Origin of the sequence: Streptomyces sp. NPDC060035 (assembly GCF_042736635.1) — a bacterium.
Lineage (GTDB): Bacteria > Actinomycetota > Actinomycetes > Streptomycetales > Streptomycetaceae > Streptomyces.
Genome location: NZ_JBHWVO010000019.1, coordinates 1 through 21920, shown reverse-complemented (window position 1 = coordinate 21920; position 21920 = coordinate 1). Strand labels below are relative to the sequence as shown.

General features: G+C 67.7%; 17 protein-coding genes and 1 pseudogene. 8 read left to right on the top strand and 10 right to left on the bottom strand.

Translation table 11 applies throughout. The features are described from left to right. Positions 1–90: 90 nt before the first annotated feature. Positions 91–315: a hypothetical protein gene (locus ACFWBQ_RS26715; protein WP_385499262.1), complete on the bottom strand. Its 225-nt coding sequence runs from the start codon at positions 313–315 to the stop codon at positions 91–93. A gap of 106 nt (positions 316–421) precedes the next feature. Here ACFWBQ_RS26715 and ACFWBQ_RS26710 point away from each other — a divergent pair. Then, a pseudogene (locus tag ACFWBQ_RS26710) lies at positions 422–703 on the top strand (transposase); the annotation flags it as partial. Positions 704–771: 68 nt separating this feature from the next. Here the strand turns inward: ACFWBQ_RS26710 and ACFWBQ_RS26705 are convergent. Together ACFWBQ_RS26705 and ACFWBQ_RS26700 are read right to left on the bottom strand one after the other, a co-directional pair. Further along, a complete protein-coding gene (locus tag ACFWBQ_RS26705; RefSeq protein ID WP_385499259.1) occupies positions 772–1200 on the bottom strand; it encodes a VOC family protein in 429 nt (142 codons plus the stop codon). A gap of 431 nt (positions 1201–1631) precedes the next feature. Beyond that, the gene (locus tag ACFWBQ_RS26700; RefSeq protein ID WP_385499253.1) at positions 1632–3767 is read right to left on the bottom strand and encodes a cellulose binding domain-containing protein; all 2136 of its coding nucleotides are present in this window, start codon (positions 3765–3767) and stop codon (positions 1632–1634) included. A gap of 462 nt (positions 3768–4229) precedes the next feature. Here ACFWBQ_RS26700 and ACFWBQ_RS26695 point away from each other — a divergent pair, with 462 nt between their 5' ends. Continuing rightward, the gene (locus ACFWBQ_RS26695; RefSeq protein WP_385499241.1) at positions 4230–4388 is read left to right on the top strand and encodes a transposase family protein; all 159 of its coding nucleotides are present in this window, start codon (positions 4230–4232) and stop codon (positions 4386–4388) included. Between the two features lie 596 nt (positions 4389–4984). Here ACFWBQ_RS26695 and ACFWBQ_RS26690 read toward each other — a convergent pair. From ACFWBQ_RS26690 to ACFWBQ_RS26675, 4 genes are all read right to left on the bottom strand, one after another. Next, positions 4985–6520, bottom strand: a complete 1536-nt coding sequence (locus tag ACFWBQ_RS26690; RefSeq protein ID WP_385499236.1) for a glycoside hydrolase family 43 protein — start codon at positions 6518–6520, stop codon at positions 4985–4987. 369 nt (positions 6521–6889) lie between these two features. Then, a complete protein-coding gene (locus ACFWBQ_RS26685; RefSeq protein ID WP_385499232.1) occupies positions 6890–8566 on the bottom strand; it encodes a CocE/NonD family hydrolase in 1677 nt (558 codons plus the stop codon). Between the two features lie 15 nt (positions 8567–8581). Continuing rightward, positions 8582–9046, bottom strand: coding sequence for a MarR family winged helix-turn-helix transcriptional regulator (locus ACFWBQ_RS26680; protein ID WP_385499222.1), 465 nt, complete (start codon positions 9044–9046; stop codon positions 8582–8584). Further along, positions 9039–9875 (bottom strand): hypothetical protein, encoded by an 837-nt coding sequence (locus tag ACFWBQ_RS26675; RefSeq protein ID WP_385499211.1) that lies wholly within the window; start codon positions 9873–9875, stop codon positions 9039–9041. Before ACFWBQ_RS26675 ends, ACFWBQ_RS26680 begins: the two co-directional genes overlap by 8 nt. A 671-nt stretch (positions 9876–10546) precedes the next feature. Between ACFWBQ_RS26675 and ACFWBQ_RS26670 the strand changes: the two genes are divergently transcribed. The 5 genes from ACFWBQ_RS26670 to ACFWBQ_RS26650 all read left to right on the top strand — a co-directional run bounded on the left by ACFWBQ_RS26670 (position 10547) and on the right by ACFWBQ_RS26650 (position 18627). Then, positions 10547–11845, top strand: coding sequence for an extracellular solute-binding protein (locus ACFWBQ_RS26670; RefSeq protein WP_385499207.1), 1299 nt, complete (start codon positions 10547–10549; stop codon positions 11843–11845). A gap of 11 nt (positions 11846–11856) precedes the next feature. Further along, entirely contained in the window at positions 11857–12879 is a 1023-nt protein-coding gene (locus tag ACFWBQ_RS26665; protein ID WP_385499192.1) for a carbohydrate ABC transporter permease, read from the top strand. Beyond that, on the top strand, positions 12879–13781 hold the full coding sequence (locus ACFWBQ_RS26660) for a carbohydrate ABC transporter permease (RefSeq protein ID WP_385499178.1): 903 nt from the start codon (positions 12879–12881) through the stop codon (positions 13779–13781). The genes ACFWBQ_RS26665 and ACFWBQ_RS26660 overlap by 1 nt, the downstream gene beginning before the upstream one ends. Positions 13782–15048: 1267 nt before the next feature. Continuing rightward, the gene (locus tag ACFWBQ_RS26655; RefSeq protein WP_385499164.1) at positions 15049–16692 is read left to right on the top strand and encodes a glycoside hydrolase 43 family protein; all 1644 of its coding nucleotides are present in this window, start codon (positions 15049–15051) and stop codon (positions 16690–16692) included. A 504-nt stretch (positions 16693–17196) separates the two neighbouring features. Beyond that, positions 17197–18627 (top strand): non-reducing end alpha-L-arabinofuranosidase family hydrolase, encoded by a 1431-nt coding sequence (locus tag ACFWBQ_RS26650; RefSeq protein ID WP_385499154.1) that lies wholly within the window; start codon positions 17197–17199, stop codon positions 18625–18627. A 504-nt stretch (positions 18628–19131) separates the two neighbouring features. Here ACFWBQ_RS26650 and ACFWBQ_RS26645 read toward each other — a convergent pair. The 3 genes from ACFWBQ_RS26645 to ACFWBQ_RS26635 form a co-directional block, all read right to left on the bottom strand. After that, entirely contained in the window at positions 19132–19305 is a 174-nt protein-coding gene (locus tag ACFWBQ_RS26645) for a hypothetical protein (RefSeq protein ID WP_385499142.1), read from the bottom strand. Positions 19306–19377: 72 nt separating this feature from the next. Next, positions 19378–19620, bottom strand: coding sequence for a hypothetical protein (locus ACFWBQ_RS26640; RefSeq protein WP_385499132.1), 243 nt, complete (start codon positions 19618–19620; stop codon positions 19378–19380). A gap of 219 nt (positions 19621–19839) precedes the next feature. Further along, positions 19840–20031 carry a hypothetical protein gene (locus tag ACFWBQ_RS26635; protein WP_385499127.1) on the bottom strand — a complete coding sequence of 64 codons (192 nt, stop codon included), beginning with the start codon at positions 20029–20031 and terminating at the stop codon, positions 19840–19842. A 550-nt stretch (positions 20032–20581) separates the two neighbouring features. Here ACFWBQ_RS26635 and ACFWBQ_RS26630 point away from each other — a divergent pair. Continuing rightward, a partial coding sequence (locus tag ACFWBQ_RS26630; protein ID WP_385499123.1) for a glycoside hydrolase family 15 protein occupies positions 20582–21920 on the top strand: 1339 nt, incomplete at its 3' end.

The window sequence follows — 21920 nt, the reverse complement described above, 5'->3', positions numbered from 1 at the left end:
GTCGACTCCCGTACCACCTGCCGGGGGAGAATCAGCAGACGTCCGGCCGCGCGCGCCGAGTCGATCCCGGCGTGCAGGTGCGCGAACGTCTCAGCGGCCATCTCCCGTCAGCGGCCGGTGGACCGTGGTGAGTGGCGGCTCGAAGCGGTCCGCGAGCAGGATGTCGCCGAACCGACCACCGAGACGTCCTGCCCGCACTGAGCCCGGATCCTTCGCACCCCGGCAGATCCCGGTCGCGCACATATCGATGATCGCGACGAACGCGGTGGGTGGACGCGGTCCGGAGAGGAGTTCCCGGGCCGCGTTACGCCCCAACTCGGCGGCGTCCTTGTCAGATACGAGGGGAGTCGTGCAGGCGAGGACCTCACAAGGGGGCGCATGGGTAGTGCCGGCCGAGCGGAGTCGCACAGCTCCTGCAGGATCTGGCGCCAAAACCGCCGTCGGCAACACCCATGACCATCGCCGACGGCGGCTACCAGGGCACCGGATTGGTCATCCCGCACCGCCGGAACGAAGGTGAAGGACTCCCGGCTCGGAAGGAGGAACACAAGCGCTCCCACCAGCAGGTTCGGGCCCGCGTCGAGCACACCTTCGCCCGGACGAAGAGTGGAAGATCCTTCGCGACTGCCGTCTGAAAGGCGACGGCGTTCACACCGCCATGCTCGGCGTCGCACGGCTGCACAACCTCGCCCTCACGGGATAAATCCCGCCCAATACGGGACCGGAGAGGCACAAGAGGGCTGCTCCGCGCCTCTCCGGCTCGGAGAATGCTCAGTCGATACAGAACTCGTTGCCCTCGATGTCCTGCATCGGGATGCACGAATCAGTGCCGTCATACAGGGTCTGCACGTGTACCGCGCCGAGCGGGACCAGGCGTGCGCATTCGGCCTCAAGTACGGCGAGGCGCTCCTCACCCACGAGTCCGGTGCCGACCCGCACATCAAGATGCAGCCGGTTCTTGGCAGCCTTTCCTTCGGGGACGCGCTGGAAGTACAACCGCGGACCCACGCCTGAGGGATCACTGCAGGCGAACCATGAATCCCGCTGCTCAGGTGGCTGCGAGTGCTTGAACTCGCCCCAAGTGGCAAACCCCTCCGGTGGCGGCGGTATGACGTACCCCAATACCTCGCACCAGAAGCGAGCGAGGCGCTCCGGTTCTGCGCAGTCGAAGGTGACTTGGAACTTCTTGATCGCTGACATCGGCGCACCGTAGCAGGGGACTCTGCCGCTCGTCCCCACCACAGTTCAAAGGGTCTCGCAACACTGCTTGTCAGCGAGCACAGATGCTCGTTGAAGACATCGGCCGGGGTTCTCCATCAGGTCGAGTTCCCGGCAGACGGCTCGACCCCGAAGTCGTCGCGGAGGTGGTTGATCACCGCATCGGCCTCGGGCGGGGCTGGTCGAGCTACTTTGGAAAACGCTCGGGCGGCCTTCAGTATCTCCTTCGCCCGAGGCAACTCAGGTGCCGGTAGGGGAGTTGTACGAGTTCGGCTCGCTCGGCGGTGGTGAGCAGGTCGGGCCGACTGCCGTGGCCGGCCTCTGCCTGGCGGACCCCAGCCGCAATGCTTCCTTGTGGATACCGGTCCGCCCGGGGCAGGTTGTCCTGCCACCGCTCCCGGGCGGACCGGATCTCAACCGCCGGAGCAGACAGTGCCGTTGAGGCGGATGGCCGTCGGATCGGGGTTGGGGCCGTCGTTGGCGCCGACGAAGCCGAAGGAGGCTGTCGACGCGCCGTCCGGGGCCAGCGGCCCGGCGCCCTCGGGCGCGGTCACGCGGACGTGCCGACCGGTCTGCTGGAACGTGGCGTTCCAGCCGGAGGACACCGACTGGCCGTCGGTCGGCCAGTCCCAGTCCACGGTCCAGCCGGTGATCGGGGTGTCCGAGAGGTTCCGGACGGTGACCGTGGTCACGAAGCCATTGCCCCAGCTCGTGTCGCGGTGGAAGGTCAGCGCGCAGGCGGCGTCCGTCGGGGTGCCGGTGGTGAAGGTCAACGGACCGGACGGGGCGGAGATCCGTCCCGCGGCGTCGGCCGCCAGTACGTTGACCGTGTGTGTGCTGCCCGGGGGCAGGTTCCGCAGGGTCACGGACGTGCCGGTGGTCTCGCCGATCAGCCGGGTGTGCGCGCCGTCCCGCTCCTGGACCAGGTAGCGGGCGGCACCGGCCGCCCCCTCCCACGACAGGCGCGCGGTGGTGTCGGTCACCGCCTCCAGCCCCGGGGTGCCCGGAGCGTCGGCGGCCGAGGCCCCGGGCCCGGTGCCGGGCTGCGGGGTGAGGGTGACGGTGAGCATCGCGTACGGCGGCACGGTGACCTGGGAGGCGGACGCCCCACTGCCGGTGACGTCGGTGATGTCGCTGTCGCCGCGGGCGTAGCGGCTGACCTCGGGTGCGGCGGCGGACGGGGTGAAGCCCGCGTATTCGAGGTTCACGGTCCGAGCGGCGTCGGGGTCCTTGTTGATGAGCAGGACGCTCAGGCGCCCGTCGCGACGGTGCACGGCGTGTGCGGAGACGTCCTGCGCGGAGGACGAGGCGGCGACCATGGCGTCGCCGGCGGTGCCCAGTTCGCTGGTCATCTTCATGCCGTAGTAGGGGTGGAACGGCGTGTTCGCCGCAGGTTGGCAGACGTCACCTGTGCAGGAACCGCCGGACAGCATGCCCATGTCGCCATAGTCGGTCTCGCCGTCGACGGTGGTGATCCGGCCCGGGCCGTTGTGGGTGTTCCACCAGTCGACGTTGAACACACCGTTCTCCAGAGCCGTCATGAAGGCGTCGGCGGCGAACAGGCCGTTGGGGCGGGCCGTGAGCATGGCGCCGCCGGTGTTGGTGTTGACTTCGGTGAGGGCGATGCCGATGCGCGGGGAGTCGGCGCCCGCGTACCGGTCGATCTGGTTGCGCACCTCCCGCAGTTCGCCGGGCAGCCGGGTCAGCCGGGTCATGGCGGCGTCGGCGGTGGTGTCGGAGCCGCCCGCGTACCAGTGGACGCTCACGAAATCGATGACGTCGGTGACTTCGGAGAGCACGGTGTGGTTCCAGTCGCCCGGATCGCCCTCGCCGACGACGCCGTCCGGCCAGTTGCCCGGGGCGGTGAGGACCGCGCCGATCCTGATGGTCGGGTCGATGGCCTTCATGGCGGCGGCGTAGGCGCGGACCTGACGGGCGTACTCCCGGGGGCTCTTGTCCGCGTGATCGTCGTGCTCCCAGCCGCTGCCGTAGTGGCCGTTGCCGTAGTTCTCGTTGCCGATCTCCCAGTACTTCGCGTCGTAGTTCTTGGTGACGTTCGCGTACCGGACCCAGCCGGCCGCCTCCTCGGGCGTGCCGGAGCCGTAGTTGGCGATCAGGATCGGCTGCGCCCCGGTGGCGCGGACGGTGCCCATGAAGGCGTCGAAGCCGGTACCGGGGGCGACGTATCCGCCGGGCGCGGTGTGCGTCTCCCAGTGGTAGATATCGGCGTACGAACCCCCCGGGTAGCGCATCGCCCCGACGTCGGCCGCCTTCATGAGGGCGGCGACTTCGGGGTCGTTCATGTGCGAGTCCCAGACAGCGGCGTTGACACCACGGGCGGTGTCGGACAGCCGGCCGAGCGACGCCTGCGTGTTGACCCGGACATCGACGTCCGCGGTCGGCGCCTCCTGCGCGGCGGCGGACGCGGCACCGGCGGCGCCGAGCGGGGACAGCAGGGCGAGCGTGGCCGCCAGGGCGGCGGCGGTGCGTGCGAGGTGACGGGGGCGACCGGCGCGGGCCGGCCCGACGGGTCTCTGCGGTAAGGCCATGGGGGTCCTTCCTAGGGGGCCGGCGACGGACTGGTCGGCGGGCGCCGGGCAGGCCGTACGACCGGACGGGCGGGCGCCGGCGCGCGGCGGCAGGATGCTTCTCTCCGAGGGCACGGGGAATGAACGGTGCGCGGGTGGTGCGGCGTGCGTGGACGCGGGGGTGGCGCGGTGCGTTGCGGTCGTACAAGGGTGGGCAGCGGCTCCGGAGATGGGAGCGCTCCCATGATGGGAGGAGGGTGATGTTCTGTCAACGGACGGGACGGATGAACCGACGACACCGCCCACCACCGCTGATCCGGACCGTGTCGTCGACGGTGACGGGCATGCCGGCCCTTGCAGACGTGAGCGCATCCGGACGTGCTCGGTCGATGTCCGGAGGATCATCTGCCTCTTCGGAACTTCGCAACGAGCGTTTCGGGCTCCTCCGCGTCGACTACAAGCCACAGCAACGCACCGGCCCGGATGAATGTCCGCGTTGACGACGGTGGGCCGGCCGCCGACCATGCCGCGGGCGGCGGCCAGGCCCGGGTACTGCTGGTGGCCGAGTACTACCGCACGAACCTCACCATGCGGCAGCTCGCCCCGCTGCTCGGCGTCTCACCGGCGAGGTGTGCCGGGTGACTCAAGGCTCGGCCCGCTGCTGGCGCTCGAGCCGACCCGGGCCTGTCAGGAAGCAGCCGAGCGGCTGTGGATCGTCGACGGCACCCTCATCCCGGTCCGCGACCGCAAGGTCGGAGCGTCCTCGCGCAACTACCGGTTCTCGGCGAACGTGCAAGTCAGCGGGGTTGGTCGGGCCCGATCTACGAGCCCGGGAACTGCACACCCGTCGCCGAATCAGTTCTGCCACTCGTGCAGCAGTCCACCGGCCATCAGGAGAGTGGTGCCGACGGTGCGGATCGTGGCGTGGGAACGTTGACGGCGCGCCGGCCCCGTCCATGGGGTCCCTTTTCGCGCACTCCTGGCGCTGCCGACAGCCGTCAGAAACCCCGAGCCGACCCATTGCCGCCCGAGCATGGGCGCTCCTTCAGGGAACCGGTGACATCGCCGAGGGCGCCCTGCAGCTCTCGTCCTTCGTCGACCAGGTGTTCGCCGCCACCGGCGCGTCTCAGGTCGACATCGTCGGCCACTCCCTCGGTCGGCGCGGTCTCGCGGCATGCCGCGTGCGGCACCCGCAGGGACGCAGGTGTCGCACGCGGCCGAACGCCGAACGCCGAGCGTCAAGCGGAGGGCGCCGAGGCCGGGGCATACTCGAACCAGTCGAAGGCGACCGCGCCCTCGGTGGCGTACATGCCGATAACGCGGCCGGTGAAGCCACAGGCGACCTCGGCGGACAGGTAGCGCCCGTCCAGTTCGGCGAGTGGCTGGGCCTCCGAGGCGTCGGGATCGCCGAGCCAGAAGGCGATGGTGTCGGGGCCGGTGGTCCCGCCATCGGTGAGTTCGGGCGACGCGGGCACGAGGTCGGACGTCCGGATCGCGACGGTGAGGGTCAGCGGCCCGGACGGGATCGGTCGGCTGGCCACGGTTTGGCGCACCGGACCGATCCGGGCGACGACGCCGGCCTCTCCGTTCCCGACCTCCAGTTCGTAGTGGTGGGCCTCGTCCAGGCGCACGCTGAGGCCGCCGCGTCCCGTACCCGGGTCGATCGCAGCGGTGACGCGGCAGTCGTGGTGCTGCTGGCGGCGGCCGACGAAGGTGTACCCGGGGCGGTCGAGGGTGGCGCCGGTGGCGCTCAGGGCCAGCCAGCCAGGGCGCTCGGTGAGCGACCAGGAGCCCTCCGGACGGGTGAACGGCGAGACCCAGTGCGGCGCGAGAGCGGACTCGTCGAAGTCGTCGCGGGCGGGCAGGGACGGAACGGGGTGCCAGGCACCGCCGGGGGCCGGGTGGCTCTCGGGAACGGGCGCGACGACGGGCCAGCCGTCCTCGTCCCATTCCACCGGGGTCAGGAACGTCTCGCGGCCGAGCACGTGCACGTCGGGAGTGAAGCCGCGGGGCCGGACGCCGAGCAGCACCATCCACCAACTGCCGTCGGGAGCCTCCACGAGGTCGGCGTGGCCGGTGTTCTGGATGGAGCGGGCGGTACCGCTGTGGGACAGCAGGGGGTTGGCGGGTGCGCCTTCCCAAGGGCCGCGCGGCGAGCGGCCACGGGCGATGGACACGCTGTGGCCGCGTTCGGTGCCGCCTTCTGCGATCAGCAGGTACCACCAGTCGACGATGCGGTAGAGGTGCGGTGCCTCGGGAAACTTGAGGCCGCTGCCCGACCACGTGGCAAAAGGCCCCTCCAGCACCTCCCCCTTGACCGGGTCGATCCTGGCCATGTTGATGCCGCCTTCGGGCCCGGAGAAGGCGCACCAGCAGGTGCCGTCCTTCTCCCACGCCAGATCGGGGTCGATCCCGGGCAGGTCGATCCACACCGGGTCGCTCCACGGTCCCTCGGGCCGCTCGGCCGAGACGACGAAGTTGCCGCCGCCGTCTATGTTGGTGTTGATGATCCAGTAACGGCCTTCGTGGTGGCGGATCGTGGGGGCGTAGAGGCCGCCGGACGCCTTGGCACCGGGGAGAGGCAGCGGCAGCTGCTCGGGCCGGTCGAGCACATTGCCGATGTGCTCCCAGTGCACGAGGTCCTTGCTGTGGAAGAGCGGCAGCCCGGGGAAGTACTCGAAGCTGGAGCACACCAGGTAGTAGTCGTCACCGACCCGGCACACGCTCGGATCGGGATGGAACCCGCTGATCACAGGGTTGTCGTACGTACGCACAGAATGTGTTCCCTTCGAGTCGGCGGGCGCCGTGGAGCGAGTCCGGGGCTTTCCCGTAATCCTTGGTGGATCAGCGCGTGGCGTCAGGTGCGGTGCATCGCAAGGCGGAGGGACGTCCGCATACCGGATGTGTTCGGGCGTTCCGGCAACGCGGCGAGGTGCCGTAGCTGTCGTCGTGCTCCCGCCAGGGATTACGGGACAGCCCTTTGGCCGAGGCAGGTTGGCGCACTTCCAGCCGGTGCAGGGAAACATCTCCGCGGGCGGAATCACGATCGGATGAGCTCAGGCGCGCCGGAGGACACAAGATTCGGCGTCGGACAACTCCCCACCCTGCGGCCACGTTTCCCCATGGGATGGAAGTCGCGGTGGTCATGAGGCCCACACCGGCAGGTCCATCCGGGAGGGATGGGCGGTGTCGTGGGAGATCTCCTGCTCGGCACGGACGGTGACCGTGGCCGTGACGGCGGGCTCGCCGGTGCCGGGGTTCCGGGCGTAACGCGGATGCGCGCCCGAGCTGACCTGGATGCCGATGCGGTGACCGGCCGCGAACCGGTGGAAGGTCGGCCACAGTGGCACTTCAACCTCGGCGAAGCCGTCTTCGTCGGGCTGTGGGTCGGTTGTGGCCGTGCCGATGCTTCCGATGCGGCGGATGCCGTCGCAGACGGTCATGGAACGGCCGTCGGGGTGCACGTCGCAGATTCGGACGAACACGTCGGCGCTGGGAGCGGAGGAGCGGAACCGGATCCGGGCGACCGGCTCGCCGGCGACGACGACGGCGTCCTCCAACGGGGTGCTGCGGAAGACGGTGACGTCGGCGCGGCCTTCGTGTGCGGCGTTGTCGACCGGCCCCGAGTCCGGGTTCAGGCTGGGGCCGCCGACAGCGGGTGTGGGATTGTCGGGGTCGTAGGTGTAGCGGGTGATACCACCGTCCGGGGAAGTTGGGTCGAACAGGCCGGACGCGTGCAGGTGCCAGGACCGCACTGTGGTGCCGGGCGGTGGCCATGCAGGCAGGTCGTGCCACTGCTGGGCACCGGTGAGGAAGGTGCGGACGGGCGCGACGCGGCTGCCGGGTGCACCGGCGAAGTGCTCCTTGAGGAATTCGACGGACTCTACGAAGGACGGTCCGGCACCGCCGGTGATGTGGTTCCACGGGCCGACTGTCAGACGCGGCGGGCGGCCAACGGCCGCGAGCTGGGCGTAGTTGCGCAGCTGCCAGGGCAGGAAGATGTCGTACCAGCCGGTGCTCATGTAGATGGGTGCGGTGACGTCGGGCACCGAGGCGGTGTGCGACTGCTGTGTCCAGTATGTGTCGGTGAGCTTCTCGTGGGTGAGCCAGTCCTGGTACCAGCTGATCGCCTGCCCGGCGGCGGTGTCACCGGCGCCCAGTGGCAGCACGTCGAAGGCATTGTTCAGCTTTCGGTCGGGCAGTGGCATGACGCGCAGCATCGATATGAGGCCGCGGCGGCCCATCAGGTCCATCGACCGCGACCAGCCGAGCGCGTTGCGCAGCGAAAAGGTCCCGTTGTCCCAGGTGATCGCGCCGAAGTCGGGCATCGTGTTGATCAGGCAGAGCGCGTCTGGTGCACGGTCAGGATCCTCGCGCTGCATCCGCCCGGCCACCGCCCACTGCGTGTATCCCAGGTAGCTCGGCCCGTATGTCGCGACCGAGCCGGTGAACCACGGTTGCTGTCGTACCCACCGGTGGGTGGCCATGCCGTCACGCTGCTCGTCCAGTTGGGGCGTGAATGTCCCGCCCGATCCCCAGGTGCCGCGGCAGCTCTGGACCACGACGGTGAACCCCTCGCGGGCGAGCGCCGGCGCCCGGGCGAGGGAGGGCCGGCGGCCGTACGGTGAGCGGATGACGATCGTGGGCAGTGGCGGGTTCACCTCGCCGATAGGCGTGTAGAGGTCGGCGGTCAGTTCGACACCGTCGTCCATGGGCACGCACAGGTCGCGCTGCACCGTGAAGTCGTAGGGGCCTGGTGTGACTCCTTGGAGCTGCCTGGTCTGCAGCCAGCGGGACAGTGGTCGGCGGATCCCGGTCATTGCGTGTCCTTCGATTCAGGCGCGGGGCGGGGTGGCCGGCCGTTGGGCGGCGATGGCATCACGCAGGCGTTCCAGCGCCGGCAGCGCGGCGGCCAGTGCTTGATGGTCTGCGGCGGGCAGGGTCGCGGCCGCGTCGGCGACCAACGCGGCGCCCGCGTGGTCGAAGCGTTCGAACAGGTCCAGCGCCTTCGCGGAGACGGAGACCTGCACCTGGCGGCGGTCGTCAGTGCGCGGGTTGCGCGTGACCAGACCGGCGGAGTCCATGGCGCGCAGCAGGTTGCTGACCGTGGAGCGGCTCAGGTCCAGCCGCTCGGCAAGCTCGCCGGGGGTCATGGCGGTGCCTCGCGGCAGGGCTCGGATGATCTCGATCTGCGCGTCGGGGATCTCCGGCAGGCGCTCGGCCCTGCGCGCTGCGGCCAGCAGTGTACGCCGCAGGGGCGAGATGACAGCGGCCAGCCGGGCGGGGTCGAAGTCACTCATCGGCCGACGCTCGGCGGGTCAGTGACTGTCGGCTGTTGGGCGCGTCCGGGTGGAAGACGGCCGCCCGTTTGCAGGAGGTGGCGTAGTCGGCCAGTTCGCCCGGCGCGAAGACCTCGCCGATGTCGCCGAAGCCGTGCGGCGCCCGTTCGTGGGCCGGCACCATGACGTGCTCGCGGACTTGGCGGCGGTTGCTGTGCACGAGTGCGGTGGTGGGCGGGCGGCGGTCGGCCTCGTAGCGGGTGAGGGCCTGCTCGACCGTCGGCGCGGTGGTCAGGTGCAGCGCCGGCGTTCGCGCATCCAGGATCGTCTGGGACGCGCCGTTGGATCCGTGCAGGGCCGAGTGGATGCCGCCCGCACGCACCACCACGTCGGCCCCGCCACGGACCACGCCGGCGTCGGTGTCGGAGCAGGCGACATCGGCATCCACGCCGTGCTCGACCGCGACCAGCTGGTGCCCAGTCAGGACCGCCTCGGGATCCAGCCTGTCGTGCACCGTTTCCAGCAGTATCCGCTGCAGCCGCCCGCGATACACCGACAGCTGCGGCCACCGGTAGCCGGCGTGCGAGCCGCGCGGCTCGCACCAGATCCGCTGCCCGTACCGGTTGAAGTAGGCCGGCGTGCTGGGAGCCGCTGCTGGCTCGGCCATCCGAACCATCAGGCCCAACTCCGTCAGCGCGCACACAGCGGCCGTGAGCAGGTTGATGCCCACTCCAAGTGGCCGCAGGTCAGCAACCCGCTCGAACACGCGCACATCACGGTGTCCGGCCTCATGCAGGCTCAGAGCCGCGGCAAGCCCGCCGATGCCGGGACCGACGATCACGATCGACATCTGAACTCCCTACATCAGGCAGGTAGTTTTGAGACAAAACTACCTGCCGTCAAGGGGTTCGCGTATTCCATCGGGAGCTTGCGGGCCACACCTCACGGCGGTGGACGACAAGGCGCTGCGGCGCCAGGACCCGAGCCGGCACGAACCGGCGAGGGTACGCAACTGCAGGGGCCGTGCTGCTCGTTGAGACCGTCATCGCACAGTGGGAGAAATTGGCGGCCTGGTACTGCAAGGCCTCAAGGGGTCGCGCAGCGTGGACCGCAGCCGGACGGGCGCGATCGTTGGACGGCGTCGAAATGTTTCGGTAGTCAACCCTGATGGTCATTCGTAAGTTTCGAAGAACTTTCGGAAACAAGTCATTGACTGCCGCTCCGCGGCGAGCGCATACTCTCGAGCGATTGAGAACTCCCCGTAACGGAAACGACTCCGTACGGTCACACCCGTCCACCTGGCACGTCCACACGCGCATGCCCGGAGCCGGGAAGCACGGGTCTGCAGTGATCGTCGCGAATCCGCGTACGTGACCGACCCTCACTGTTGCCACGGACCACCTGCCGCTTGAACACCTAGATCGGCGCACGTACGAGACTCTTGGCGCTCAACAGGCCATTAATTTGCGCAAACTATTCGCATTCATTGTGTCTATGACGACAGATCAGGGAGCTTCCACGATGACGAGGGAAATACGCAGCGCGACAGTCGTCGCGATCGGCTTGGGCATCGCACTCGCTGCCACCGGCTGCGCCGGCGGCAGCAGCGCCGACAGCGGCGGCGGTTCGTCCGATGGCAAGGTCACGCTGACCCTCTGGGAGAACGCGCAGCCCGGGCCCGGTGAGAAGTACTGGCAGGCAGCCGCGAAGGCGTACCACTCGCTGCACCCGAACGTCACGATCAAGATCCAGGCGATCCAGAACGAGGACCTCGACGGCAAGCTGCAGACAGCCCTCAACTCGGGCTCCGCGCCGGACATCTTCCTTCAGCGCGGTGGCGGCAAGTTGCAGGCCATGGTCGATGCCGGCCAGGTCCAGGCGCTGAACCTCACCGCCGCTGACAAGGCGAACGCGGGAGCGGCAGCTGTCGAAGGCTATTCGATCGACGGCAAGGTCTACGCGATGCCGGTCGACACGCAGCCCGAAGGCATTTACTACAGCAAGGACCTGTTCAAGAAGGCCGGCATCACCTCGACGCCGACGACGATGGACGAGCTCGAGGACGCTGCCGCGAAGCTGAAGGCGATCAATGTCGCGCCGATCGCGGTCGGTGCCAAGGACGCCTGGCCGGCCGCGCACTGGTACTACAACTTCGCCCTGCGCGAGTGCAGCCAGGACACCATGACGGAGGCTGCCAAGTCGCTCAAGTTCACCGATCCGTGCTGGACCAAGGCCGGCGACGACCTGGCTTCGTTCCTGAAGGTCAAGCCCTTCCAGAGGGGTTTCCTGACGAACTCGTCGCAGCAGGGCGCCGGGTCGTCCGCGGGCATGCTCGCGAACCACAAGGCCGCCATGGAGCTCATGGGCAACTGGGACCCTGGGGTGATCGCCGGCTTGACCCCGAACAAGAAGCAGCTCCCTGACCTGGGCTGGTTCCCCTTCCCTGCCGTGGCCGGTGGCCAGGGCGACCCGACCGCAATCATGGGCGGCCTCGACGGATTCTCGCTGTCCAAGAACGCGCCGAAGGAGGCCCATGGCTTCCTCGAGTTCCTTGTGACCAAGGACCAGCAGAAGGCCTATGCCAAGGCCTTCTACGCGATCCCGGTGAACAAGGACGCCCAGGAGGTCGTCACCGACCCCTACAACGTCTCGGCACTGCAGGCCTTCAACAAGGCCGCCTACTCGATGATGTTCCTTGACACCATGTACGGCCAGAACGTCGGCAACGCCATGAACACCGCCGTCGTGAACCTGATGGCCGGCAAGGGCACCGCCGCCGACATCGCCAAGGACACCAACGCTGCTGCCGCGAAGGGCTGAGTAAGCAGACGATGAGCAACACCCTGGGTACTGACACGGCCACCGGCCGCCAGTCGCAGGGCACGCCTGGAGTCGGGGGCGCGGCCAAGTCCGCGTCTCCGACTTCGCTGCGAGCGGCCGCGCGCCGCCGCGGCCGTGCCAAGATGCGACTCGAGATCGCGGTCCTGTCCGGGCCGGCGATCATCATGTTCTTGACCTTCGTGATCTTCCCGGTGGCGCTGGCCGCGTTCTACGGCTTCTACCGGTGGAAGGGCTACGGGGCACCCACCGACTGGGTCGGTCTGGACAACTACAAGCTGATCCTCACCGACCCCGCTTTCCAGCAAGTTCTGTGGCACACCTTCCTGATCCTGGTGCTCTCCCTGATCATCCAGGGCCCGCTGGCGATCGTCCTTGCGCTCCTGCTCAACCAGAAGATCCGTGGCCGCTCGGTCATCCGCGTCCTGATCTTCGTGCCCTACGTCGTCTCCGAGGTCATCGTCGGCACCGGCTGGAGTCTGATGCTCCAGACGAACGGCGCCGTCAACGATCTCCTGCAGCACATCGGCCTGGGCTTCCTGCAGGCTGAATGGCTCTCCGACCCGAAGCTGGCCATCTGGACGCTGATGGGCATCATCTCGTGGAAGTACATCGGCTTCGCGGTGATTCTGATGCTCGCCGGCCTGCAGTCGATCCCCGAAGAACTCTTCGAGGCTGCCCAGATCGACGGCGCCTCCTACTGGAAGATCCAGCGCCGCATCACGCTGCCGCTGCTGGGGCCGACGATCCGCATCTGGGTGTTCCTGTCGATCATCGGCTCGCTGCAACTGTTCGATCTCGTCTACATCATCTGGGGTCCGTACATCGCGGGCACCGCGGGCACCTCGACCATGGCGATCTACATGGTCGCCCAGGGCCGCAACGCGGGCAACTACGGCTACGGCAGCGCCATCGCGGTCGTGATGTTCCTGATCTCGCTCATCGTCGCGCTGATCTACCAGCGCTTCGTCCTGCGCCGCGACCTCCAGGGCGCCGTCACCGAAGGAGCCGCCTGATGAGCGCGACTACCGCCAACTCCTGGTTCTCCTCCGACGCGGAGCCGAACACGCCCATCGACCGTCGCAACAATCGTGACAAGCCGCAGAAGTGGGGGAACCCCTTCACCTACTTCATCGCACTGCTCTTCATCGGGGTCTGCGTCGCGCCGGTGCTCTACATCGTGCTCGGCGGATTCCGCACCAACTCGCAGTTCACCACGAGCCCGGCCGCCCTGCCGCACCCTTGGGTCCTCAGCAACTACACCGACGTCCTGACGTCGAGGACGTTCTGGGGCGAATTCGCCAACTCCACCATCGTCGCGCTCGTGAGCACCGTCGGCATCGTCGTCCTCGGCCTGATGGTGAGCTTCGTGATCGCGCGCTACGACTTCAAGCTCAAGGGCGCGATGTATTCCCTGTTCGCCGCCGGCCTGATGTTCCCGATGGTCATCGCGATCACCCCGCTGTACATCGTCATCAAGAACATCGGCCTCGTCGACAACCTGTTCGGCATCATCATCCCGCAGATCGCCTTCGGCCTGCCGACGACCGTCATCATCCTGGTGCCGTTCCTCAGAGCCATTCCCAACGAGATCGAGGAGGCCGCCGCGATCGACGGTGCAAGCCGACTCGGATTCTTCTTCCGCATGGTGATCCCGCTGTCGCTACCCGGTGTGGTGACAGTAGGCGTCCTCTCGTTCATCGGCAGCTGGAACAACTACGTCCTGCCCCTGTACATCCTCAACTCGGACGCGAACTTCACCCTGCCGCTCGGCGTCCAGGCGTTCTCCTCGCAGTACTCCTCCGACACCGCGAAAGTCCTCGCGTTCACCTCACTCGCCATGCTGCCCGCACTGATCTTCTTCTCGATCTTCGAGAAGAAGATCGTCGGCGGTCTCACCGGCGCCGTGAAGGGCTGAAACCGGCACCGGGATGCACCGGACCGTCTCACGCCTGCCCCCTGCCGTGCCTCCGGCAGGGGCAGGCCGCTGATCGGCGGCATCGCTCAGCCTCCGGCACGCCCCGCGCCACCCATGGAAAGGACCGTTGAATTGCCCCGCGCGTAGCCGGGGGTCGCCCAGCGCACGCCGCTTGGATCAACCTGAACACATCCACGTGACAGGGAACGGTGTTTCTGTGGCGACTGCATCCTGCTGTCCGGCTTGCCGGCGATGTCGTGGGTCTGCTTTCCCCGACAGATGCTGAGGCATTTCCACCTCATGTCGGCCGGCGAGGATCGGCGTTTGAACGGCCTTGACCCGGGGGCCCTGCGGGCTGGCGCCGGAGGCTTTCGACGAAAGATGCGGCCGGGATGTCGAGACCGGCGTGGCGGCTCCGTCTCAGGGGCAGATGCGGCCAGCGTGGCCGCACCATCCCACGTACCGGGAGGACAGCCATGCGAAAACTCATCGTCCAGCAGTGAGTTGCCGTCGACAACATCGCCGCGGAGGAGGACGGCGTGATCTCGGGATGTGCTGGAACGTCACCGGGCGGTCCCACGAGGAAATCAAGGCTGCCCGGCCGGACTGGATGGAAGATCCCCGCTTCGATGAGGTGAGGGGCGGTGACCGGCTGCCTGTTCCCGCACTGCCGCCGGTGGTGCTGAAACCGCGGGGTCGGGTTGCGCTGACCTGGGGTGATGCACCCTCCGACGCTCCCCGCTGCGTGCGCTCGCTGCGTGCCCCCGCCGTTACGGCGTGGGCACGCAGTTATGCCTGCCGTGGGTCGGTTTCTCGGGCGGTCGGCAGTTGCACGTGTTGGCAGGCACCTGTGACCAGGTCTGATCAACAACTTGCTGACCCATTGCTGACCTTACTGATGTGTCATCGGATGGGTCGGTCGACGAACCGCCGTTGCCGGCCCTGCCCGGCCAGTGCTGGGCGGCCGGCTGTGTCGACACCGTCCACGAAATGGACCCCGCTCCGGCGGCACATGGGCGCCCAGTGCGGCCATTTGATGGCTTGACCTGCGCCGTTTCGTCCATGAGGCCCTGCGAATGTTTCGGCATTGTTCGCGACTCATGCGAGAAGTATTGACGTCGCTCACCGATTCCCCTTTCATTCAGGTTGCTCGACACTTCGACCCTTGTTCGATATCACGAACACGTCGTAGTCGCTCCACCCGCACAGCAAGGCACCTCCGGGTCACGCCCACCGAAAACGCCGAGCCGCAAGGAGCACGCCGCCCATGCGTATGTCATGGCCGCATCACCCTTTCTCCCGTCGTCGCGCGCTGGCGGCCGCCACCGGCCTCGCCGCCGGCGCGGTTCTCCCACTGACGGGAGCCTCCCGCGCCGCAGCCGCTCCCGCCCAGGGGTCGGCCCGCGCCGCCGGGGAGTACGCGAACCCGGTGATCTGGCAGGACTTCGCGGACATCGACGTCATTCGCGTCGGAAACACCTACTACGCCTCGGCCTCGACCATGCACTACTCGCCGGGCGCGCCCGTCCTGCGCTCGTACGACCTGGTGCACTGGGAGATCGCCGGCCACTCGGTGCCGGTCCTGGACTTCGGTGCCAAGTACGACCTGAACGGGGCCCGTGGCTATGTCAGAGGGATCTGGGCGTCGTCGCTGGCCTACCGTCCGAGTAACAGGACGTTCTACTGGCTGGGCCAGATCGACTTCGCCCGGACGTACATCTACACCGCAACGGCCGTCGAGGGGCCGTGGAACCGGCTGACGACGATCAGCACGCCCTACTACGACGCGGGGCTGCTGGTCGACAGCGACGACACCCTGTACGTGGCGTACGGCAACACCACGATCAGCGTGGCCCAGCTCTCCGCCGACGGCCGCACCCAGGTCCGGACGCAGCAGGTGTTCACGACCCCGTCGAGCGTCGGCACCCTCGAGGGCTCCCGCTTCTACAAGATCAACGGGCAGTACTACATCTTCCTGACCCGCCCCGCGAACGGGCAGTACATCCTGAAATCGTCGGGCGGCCCCTTCGGTCCGTACACGATGCGGCAGGTGCTCCTCGACCTGCGCGGGCCGATCCCCGGCGGAGGTGTCCCGCACCAGGGCGGCCTGGTGCAGACGCAGAACGGCGCCTGGTACTACCTGGCATTCGTCGACGCCTACCCCGGCGGCCGGGTGCCCGCGCTGGCACCGGTCACATGGACCTGGGACGGCTGGCCCGTCGTCCAACTGGTGAACGGCGCATGGGGCACCTCCTATCCCAGCCCGGCAGTGCCGCCGCCGCCCCGCCAGATCACCCCCATGACCGGCGTCGACACCTTCGACGGCACGACCCTCAAACCGAGATGGGAGTGGAACCACAACCCGGACAACACCAAGTGGTCGGTCGACAACGGCCTGACCCTGCGCACCGCGACGGTCACCGATGACCTGTACTGGGCCCGCAACACCCTCACGCACCGCATCCAGGGCCCCACCTCCACCGCCACGGTCCAGCTCGACCACTCCGCGATGCGGGACGGCGACCGGGCGGGACTCGCGCTGCTGCGTGACTCCTCCGCGTGGATCGGTGCCAAGCGCGAGGGCGGAGCCACGCGGGTGGTGATGGTCAGCGGGCTGACCATGGACAGCAACTGGAACACCACCGGCACCGGCTACGAGCTCGCGGGCGCGACCGTCTCGGGCGGCCGCATCTGGCTGCGCGCGAGCGCGGACATCCGCCCCGGCGCGGCACGCACGGGGACTTTCTCCTACAGCACCGACGGCGTCACGTTCACCCGCCTCGGACCCGACTTCTCCATGGGTAACGACTGGCGGTTCTTCATGGGCTACCGGTTCGCCCTCTTCAACCACGCCACCCAGGCGCTCGGCGGCTCGGTCCGCGTCACGCGGTTCGAGCTGTCCACGCCCTGAACCGAGCCGACCCCGGTCAACCCCCACCCGCACCCGGCCGTACGAGGAGAAACATGAACCCGCTCAAACGCTTCGGACGTCGCCGAACCTCGGTCCTGGACCTGGCTCGATGCCCTCTTCAGGTAGGGCACGTCACGTCGTTGTTCCGTTCGATTCCTCAGCTCCGCTTCGCTCAAGGAATGCCATGAACAAGCCAATCCGCACCGTCCCGCGCGGGCCCCGGTCTCGATCGGAGCGCGAAAGGCTCTCGGAGTACGCGGGGGTCACCGTGCGGTGGGCTTGCACCACGACGATCAACGTCCGACACGGGCCCGTGCGTTTCGCAGCGGCCCGAAGTCCCCGGGCGCCACCGGTCTCTCAGAAGGTCGCGCAGGACCGGGAAGCCGCCAGGGGTCAGCCGTGGTGACCACCCACCGCTATAAACCGCACCACATCGAATCGACAGTCCGGACAACCTCTGACGAGGCCAACCGGAACCGCTTACTTAAGGTTTGGGAAGTCCCCATGCGCAGAGAAAGTTTCAGCCGCAGGCATCTGTCTGTGGTGCTCGCCGCCGCGGTTGCGGCCCTGGTCGCGTTGGCGGCGCTGCTCGTCGCCAACCCGGCTCAGGCGGCTACCAGTGGCGCCTTGAGCGGTGTTGGTTCGGGACGGTGTCTCGATGTGCCGGACGCCGTCCAGACCGACGGCACGTACCTGCAGATCTACGACTGCTGGGGTGGGACCAACCAGCAGTGGACGTTGACGGACAGCAACCAGCTGACCGTGTACGGCAACAAGTGCCTGGATGTTCCGGGCCACGCCACCGCGGCCGGTACCCGGGTGCAGATCTGGACCTGTTCCGGTGGTGCGAACCAGCAGTGGCGGGTGAACTCCGACGGCACGGTCGTCGGCGTGGAGTCCGGGCTGTGCCTGGAGGTTACGGGTACCGGTACGGCCAACGGCACGGCGGTGGAGATCTGGACGTGCAACGGCGGCAGTAACCAGAAGTGGACCGGCCTGTCCGGGACGTCGACCCCGCCGACGGGCGGCACGTGTTCTCTTCCGTCGACCTACCGGTGGACGTCGACGGGTGTCTTGGCGCAACCGGCGAACGGGTGGGTCGCGCTGAAGGACTTCACCAGCGTGATGTACAACGGCAAGCACCTGGTCTACGCGTCGAACGTGTCGGGATCGTCGTACGGCTCGATGAGGTTTGCTCCCTTCACGAACTGGTCGGACATGGCGTCGGCCGGCCAGGCCGGGATGAGCCAGGCCGCAGTGGCGCCCACGCTGTTCTACTTCGCGCCCAAGAACATCTGGGTGCTGGCGTACCAGTGGGGTGCGTCGGCCTTCGTCTACCGCACGTCGAGCGACCCCACCAACCCCAACGGCTGGTCGTCGCCGCAGCCCCTGTTCACCGGCAGCATCTCCGGCTCCGGCACCGGCCCGATCGACCAGACCCTGATCGGCGACGGCCAGAACATGTACCTGTTCTTCGCCGGTGACAACGGGAAGATCTACCGGGCGAGCATGCCGATCGGGAACTTCCCGGGCAGTTTCGGCTCGTCGTACACGACGGTCATGAGCGACTCGACGAACAACCTGTTCGAGGCGGTGCAGGTCTACAAGGTTCAGGAACAAAACCAGTACCTCATGATCGTTGAGGCGATCGGTGCGAATGGGCGCTACTTCCGCTCGTTCACGGCCTCCAGCCTGAGCGGTTCGTGGACCCCGCAGGCCAGCAGTGAAGGCAACCCCTTCGCGGGCAAGGCCAACAGCGGTGCCACCTGGACCAATGACATCAGCCATGGTGACCTGGTCCGCAACAACCCGGACCAGACCATGACCATCGACCCCTGCAACCTGCAGTTCCTCTACCAGGGCAAGTCCCCCACCGCGGGCGGCAGCTACGACCAACTGCCGTGGCGGCCGGGTGTCCTCACCCTGCAGCGCTGACCTTCCTGATTGACCGTGATCGCGGTGCGGTGCGGTCTGCCGGTGCGTAGACGAGCGGTTCACGGCGTGGGCAACTCCACCTGCTGACCGATACTCACCGCCTCGAGGAACCTCAGCCGTGCGTCGGCTGGGGTTCCTCTCTTCTGTGGACTTCCTGGTGGGTACGGACGGAAGCGCGACGAGGCCACCGGGGATAGCGCTTGCCGGTCGTGATGTGTCGTGCCTTCCGCACGTTTCAGCCGGGTCGCCGGCCGGGGCACGGAACCTTGGACGGCTCACTTCTCAGGCACCCGACAGATCCCGCGAAGACGTTCCCGTTCCCGTTACTACCTACTACCCGGCCGACCCCCGGAGTCGGCCACTGTGGGCGCGTGAAGCCGGGCCCCGGCACTCCCAGCTGCCTCTTCGAGACACCGGACGCCGAACCCCGGATGATGTCACCACGCGCATACTGACGGCCCGGATTTCCCCTGACCGCAGGTTGGTTGGCCCGAAGGCCGCTGATCAGTTGTGCCCGAACTTCCGCTCCTTCTTGTGCGAAACGGTCTCCCCGATCGCACGCGCCGCGTCGGGCGTAGCCGCCGTCGGCGTCTGTTCCTTCGTCTCGGCGGCGGCGGCGCTGCGCTCATGACCGCCGGTACGAGCACCACGGTTCTGCCGGCTCTGCTTCTTGCTCACGATCGTGCCTCCTGTCAGCGTCCCGAACGATGGGGCATCTCCAGATTCGCATATGCGTACGAAAGATGCATATCAGACATAATCGGGCACACGGAAATGATCACGCCTCACGCCTCCCTCGGTGAGGTCCGTGAGCGCGGCTCCCAGCCGCCGTGCACCCTCGGTCAGCTCGGAGTGATCGGCCGTCGCGGCGAACCCGATACGCAGGTGGGCCGGCCGCGGCTCGGTGGAGAAGCCGAGCTCTGCGAGCTCGTCGGTGATTCGACCCGTGGGCCACGTGTGGTCGCGGCGCCACGTTTTGATCTGGCCGATCACCCGCGAAGGGCTTGCGTTCGGCCTTGTTCGTGGGGGATCACCAGATCGAGCAGTCCGGCATCGCCGTAGCGTCGCCGTCGATTGGCCCATGTGCTGACACAGGTCCGAGAGACCCCATCTCGACTGAAGCGTGGGCGATCAAGTGAGTTCGACAACGTTCGACCAGTCCTCGCCGGCCGTCGACACTCGCGGAGCCTTCGGTGTCCCATAGGTGTGAGCTCAGGGGCGGCGCTTCATGGCGTGGGTGGACAGGATCAGCCCGAGGGTGGCGTTTGCTGTGGCTGTGATGAGGCGGTGGAGCGCGGAGATATCGAGGAAACCGCCGGTGAACAGGGCGCGGGCGGCGTTGACGATGTGGGTGATGGGGTTGATCGCGGCGACGTCGCTCAGCCAGGCGGCCTGCCTACCCACGGATGGAGGCGTTTTCCATCCAGGATCAGGCCATTCGGCGATTGACGGATGTCTACAAGGCCAAGAAGGTGGCTCCCCAACCAGGCGGAGGCAGAGCGTGTGGCGACGTACGGGTCTATGCGGTTCGGGGAGTACGCCGCGGAGTGGAGGGCTGGCCGGCGGGACCTGGCGCCTTCCTCGGTCAGGCACCTGGAATCGTTGCTGGAGCACCACCTGCTTCCCGCATTCGGACGAGCACGTTCGACCACAAGGTCGTGGACGGGTTCATCCGGAACCTGGAGCGCAGGGGTGTCGGCCTGGCCACCGGAGCAGGAAAGGGGAAACGAGGAGACCAGAGAAGAGCCAACGGCGTTGGTCGCCAGGAGGGTCACGGCCAGGGTGCCCGTCGCCAGTGGCGAGGGCCCGCGGACCGGCGCGAGCTCGTCGGCATCTCGGTACCGGACGAAACGTAGTGGCCGACACTCGCCGGAGTCGCCCTCCGAGATTGCTCCTTTAGTATGAAACGAGGGTCTGTTTGGTAGAGATGCCGCCCGTAGTAAAGGGAGGGCCCGTGACTGGTGAGGCCCACACAAGCGAAGAAGATGGCGCGGCACGCCGCCCAAAGAGCGCGGGCGCTAGCCGGTATCTGCCGGTTTCCGAGCACGGGCTGATCGGGGATCTGCGCAGTGCCGCGCTGGTAGGGACGAACGGCACGATCGATTGGTACTGCTGCGGCCGATTCGACGCACCCAGTGTCTTCGCCTCACTTCTCGACGCCGAGAGGGGAGGCTCCTTCGAGCTGGCCCCGGACGTACCGACCCGCACGAAGCAGTTCTATTTTCCTGACACCAATGTGCTCATCACCCGCTTCTTCGCGGACGACGGGGTGGGCGAGATCCAGGACTTCATGCCGGTCGTCGACGATTCGCGCGAGCGCAACCGACACCGGCTGATCCGCAGAGTGGTCTGCGTCCGCGGATCGCTGCCCTTCCGCGCCTACGTGTCACCCCGCTTCGGCTATGGGGCGGAGCCGCACACTGTCCGTACCGAACATGGCACTCCGGTCTTCGAGTCGGCCTCGCTCATCCTGGCGTTGACGTCCAGCATGCCGGTCGAGCACGACGGCCAGGACGCATGGTCGCTGTTCACGTTGCACGAGGGTGAAAGCGCCGTCTTCGCGCTCGACCGGGTCGGAGGCGAGGTGACCCCGAGGGCCTGCCCCATCGGTGAAGCGGAGGAGCTGTTCGAGGCCACCGTGCGGTACTGGCGGCGGTGGCTGTCCACGTCGCGCTACCGCGGCCGCTGGCGCGAGATGGTGCACCGCTCGGCGCTGACACTCAAGCTGCTCACCTACGCTCCGACCGGCGCCATCGTGGCTGCGCCGACGACGAGCCTGCCCGAGCAGATCGGCGGCGAACGGAACTGGGACTACCGGTACGTCTGGGTCCGCGACGCGGCCTTCTGCGTCTATGCGCTGCTCCGCCTGGGCTTCACCGACGAGGCCCAGGCATTCATGCGCTTCCTGATCGAGCACGTCTACCTATCGGAACCCGGCACGGGCCCACTGCAGATCATGTATGGCATCGACGGCCGCCGCGACCTGCCCGAGCGCGAGTTGCCCCATCTCGAGGGCTACCGCGGCTCCGCCCCTGTGCGCGTAGGCAACGACGCCGTCGGTCAGCTGCAATTGGACATCTACGGCGCGCTGGTCGACTCGATCTACCTCTACGACAAGTGGAGAGAGCCGATCTCCAGCGCGCACTGGGACACCGTCTGCGATTTGGTCGACTGGGTTTGCGAGAACTGGGACCAGCCCGACGAGGGAATCTGGGAGACGCGTGGCGGGCGCAAGAACTTCTGCTACTCGCGGCTGATGTGCTGGGTGGCGATCGAAAGGGCCATGCGGTTGG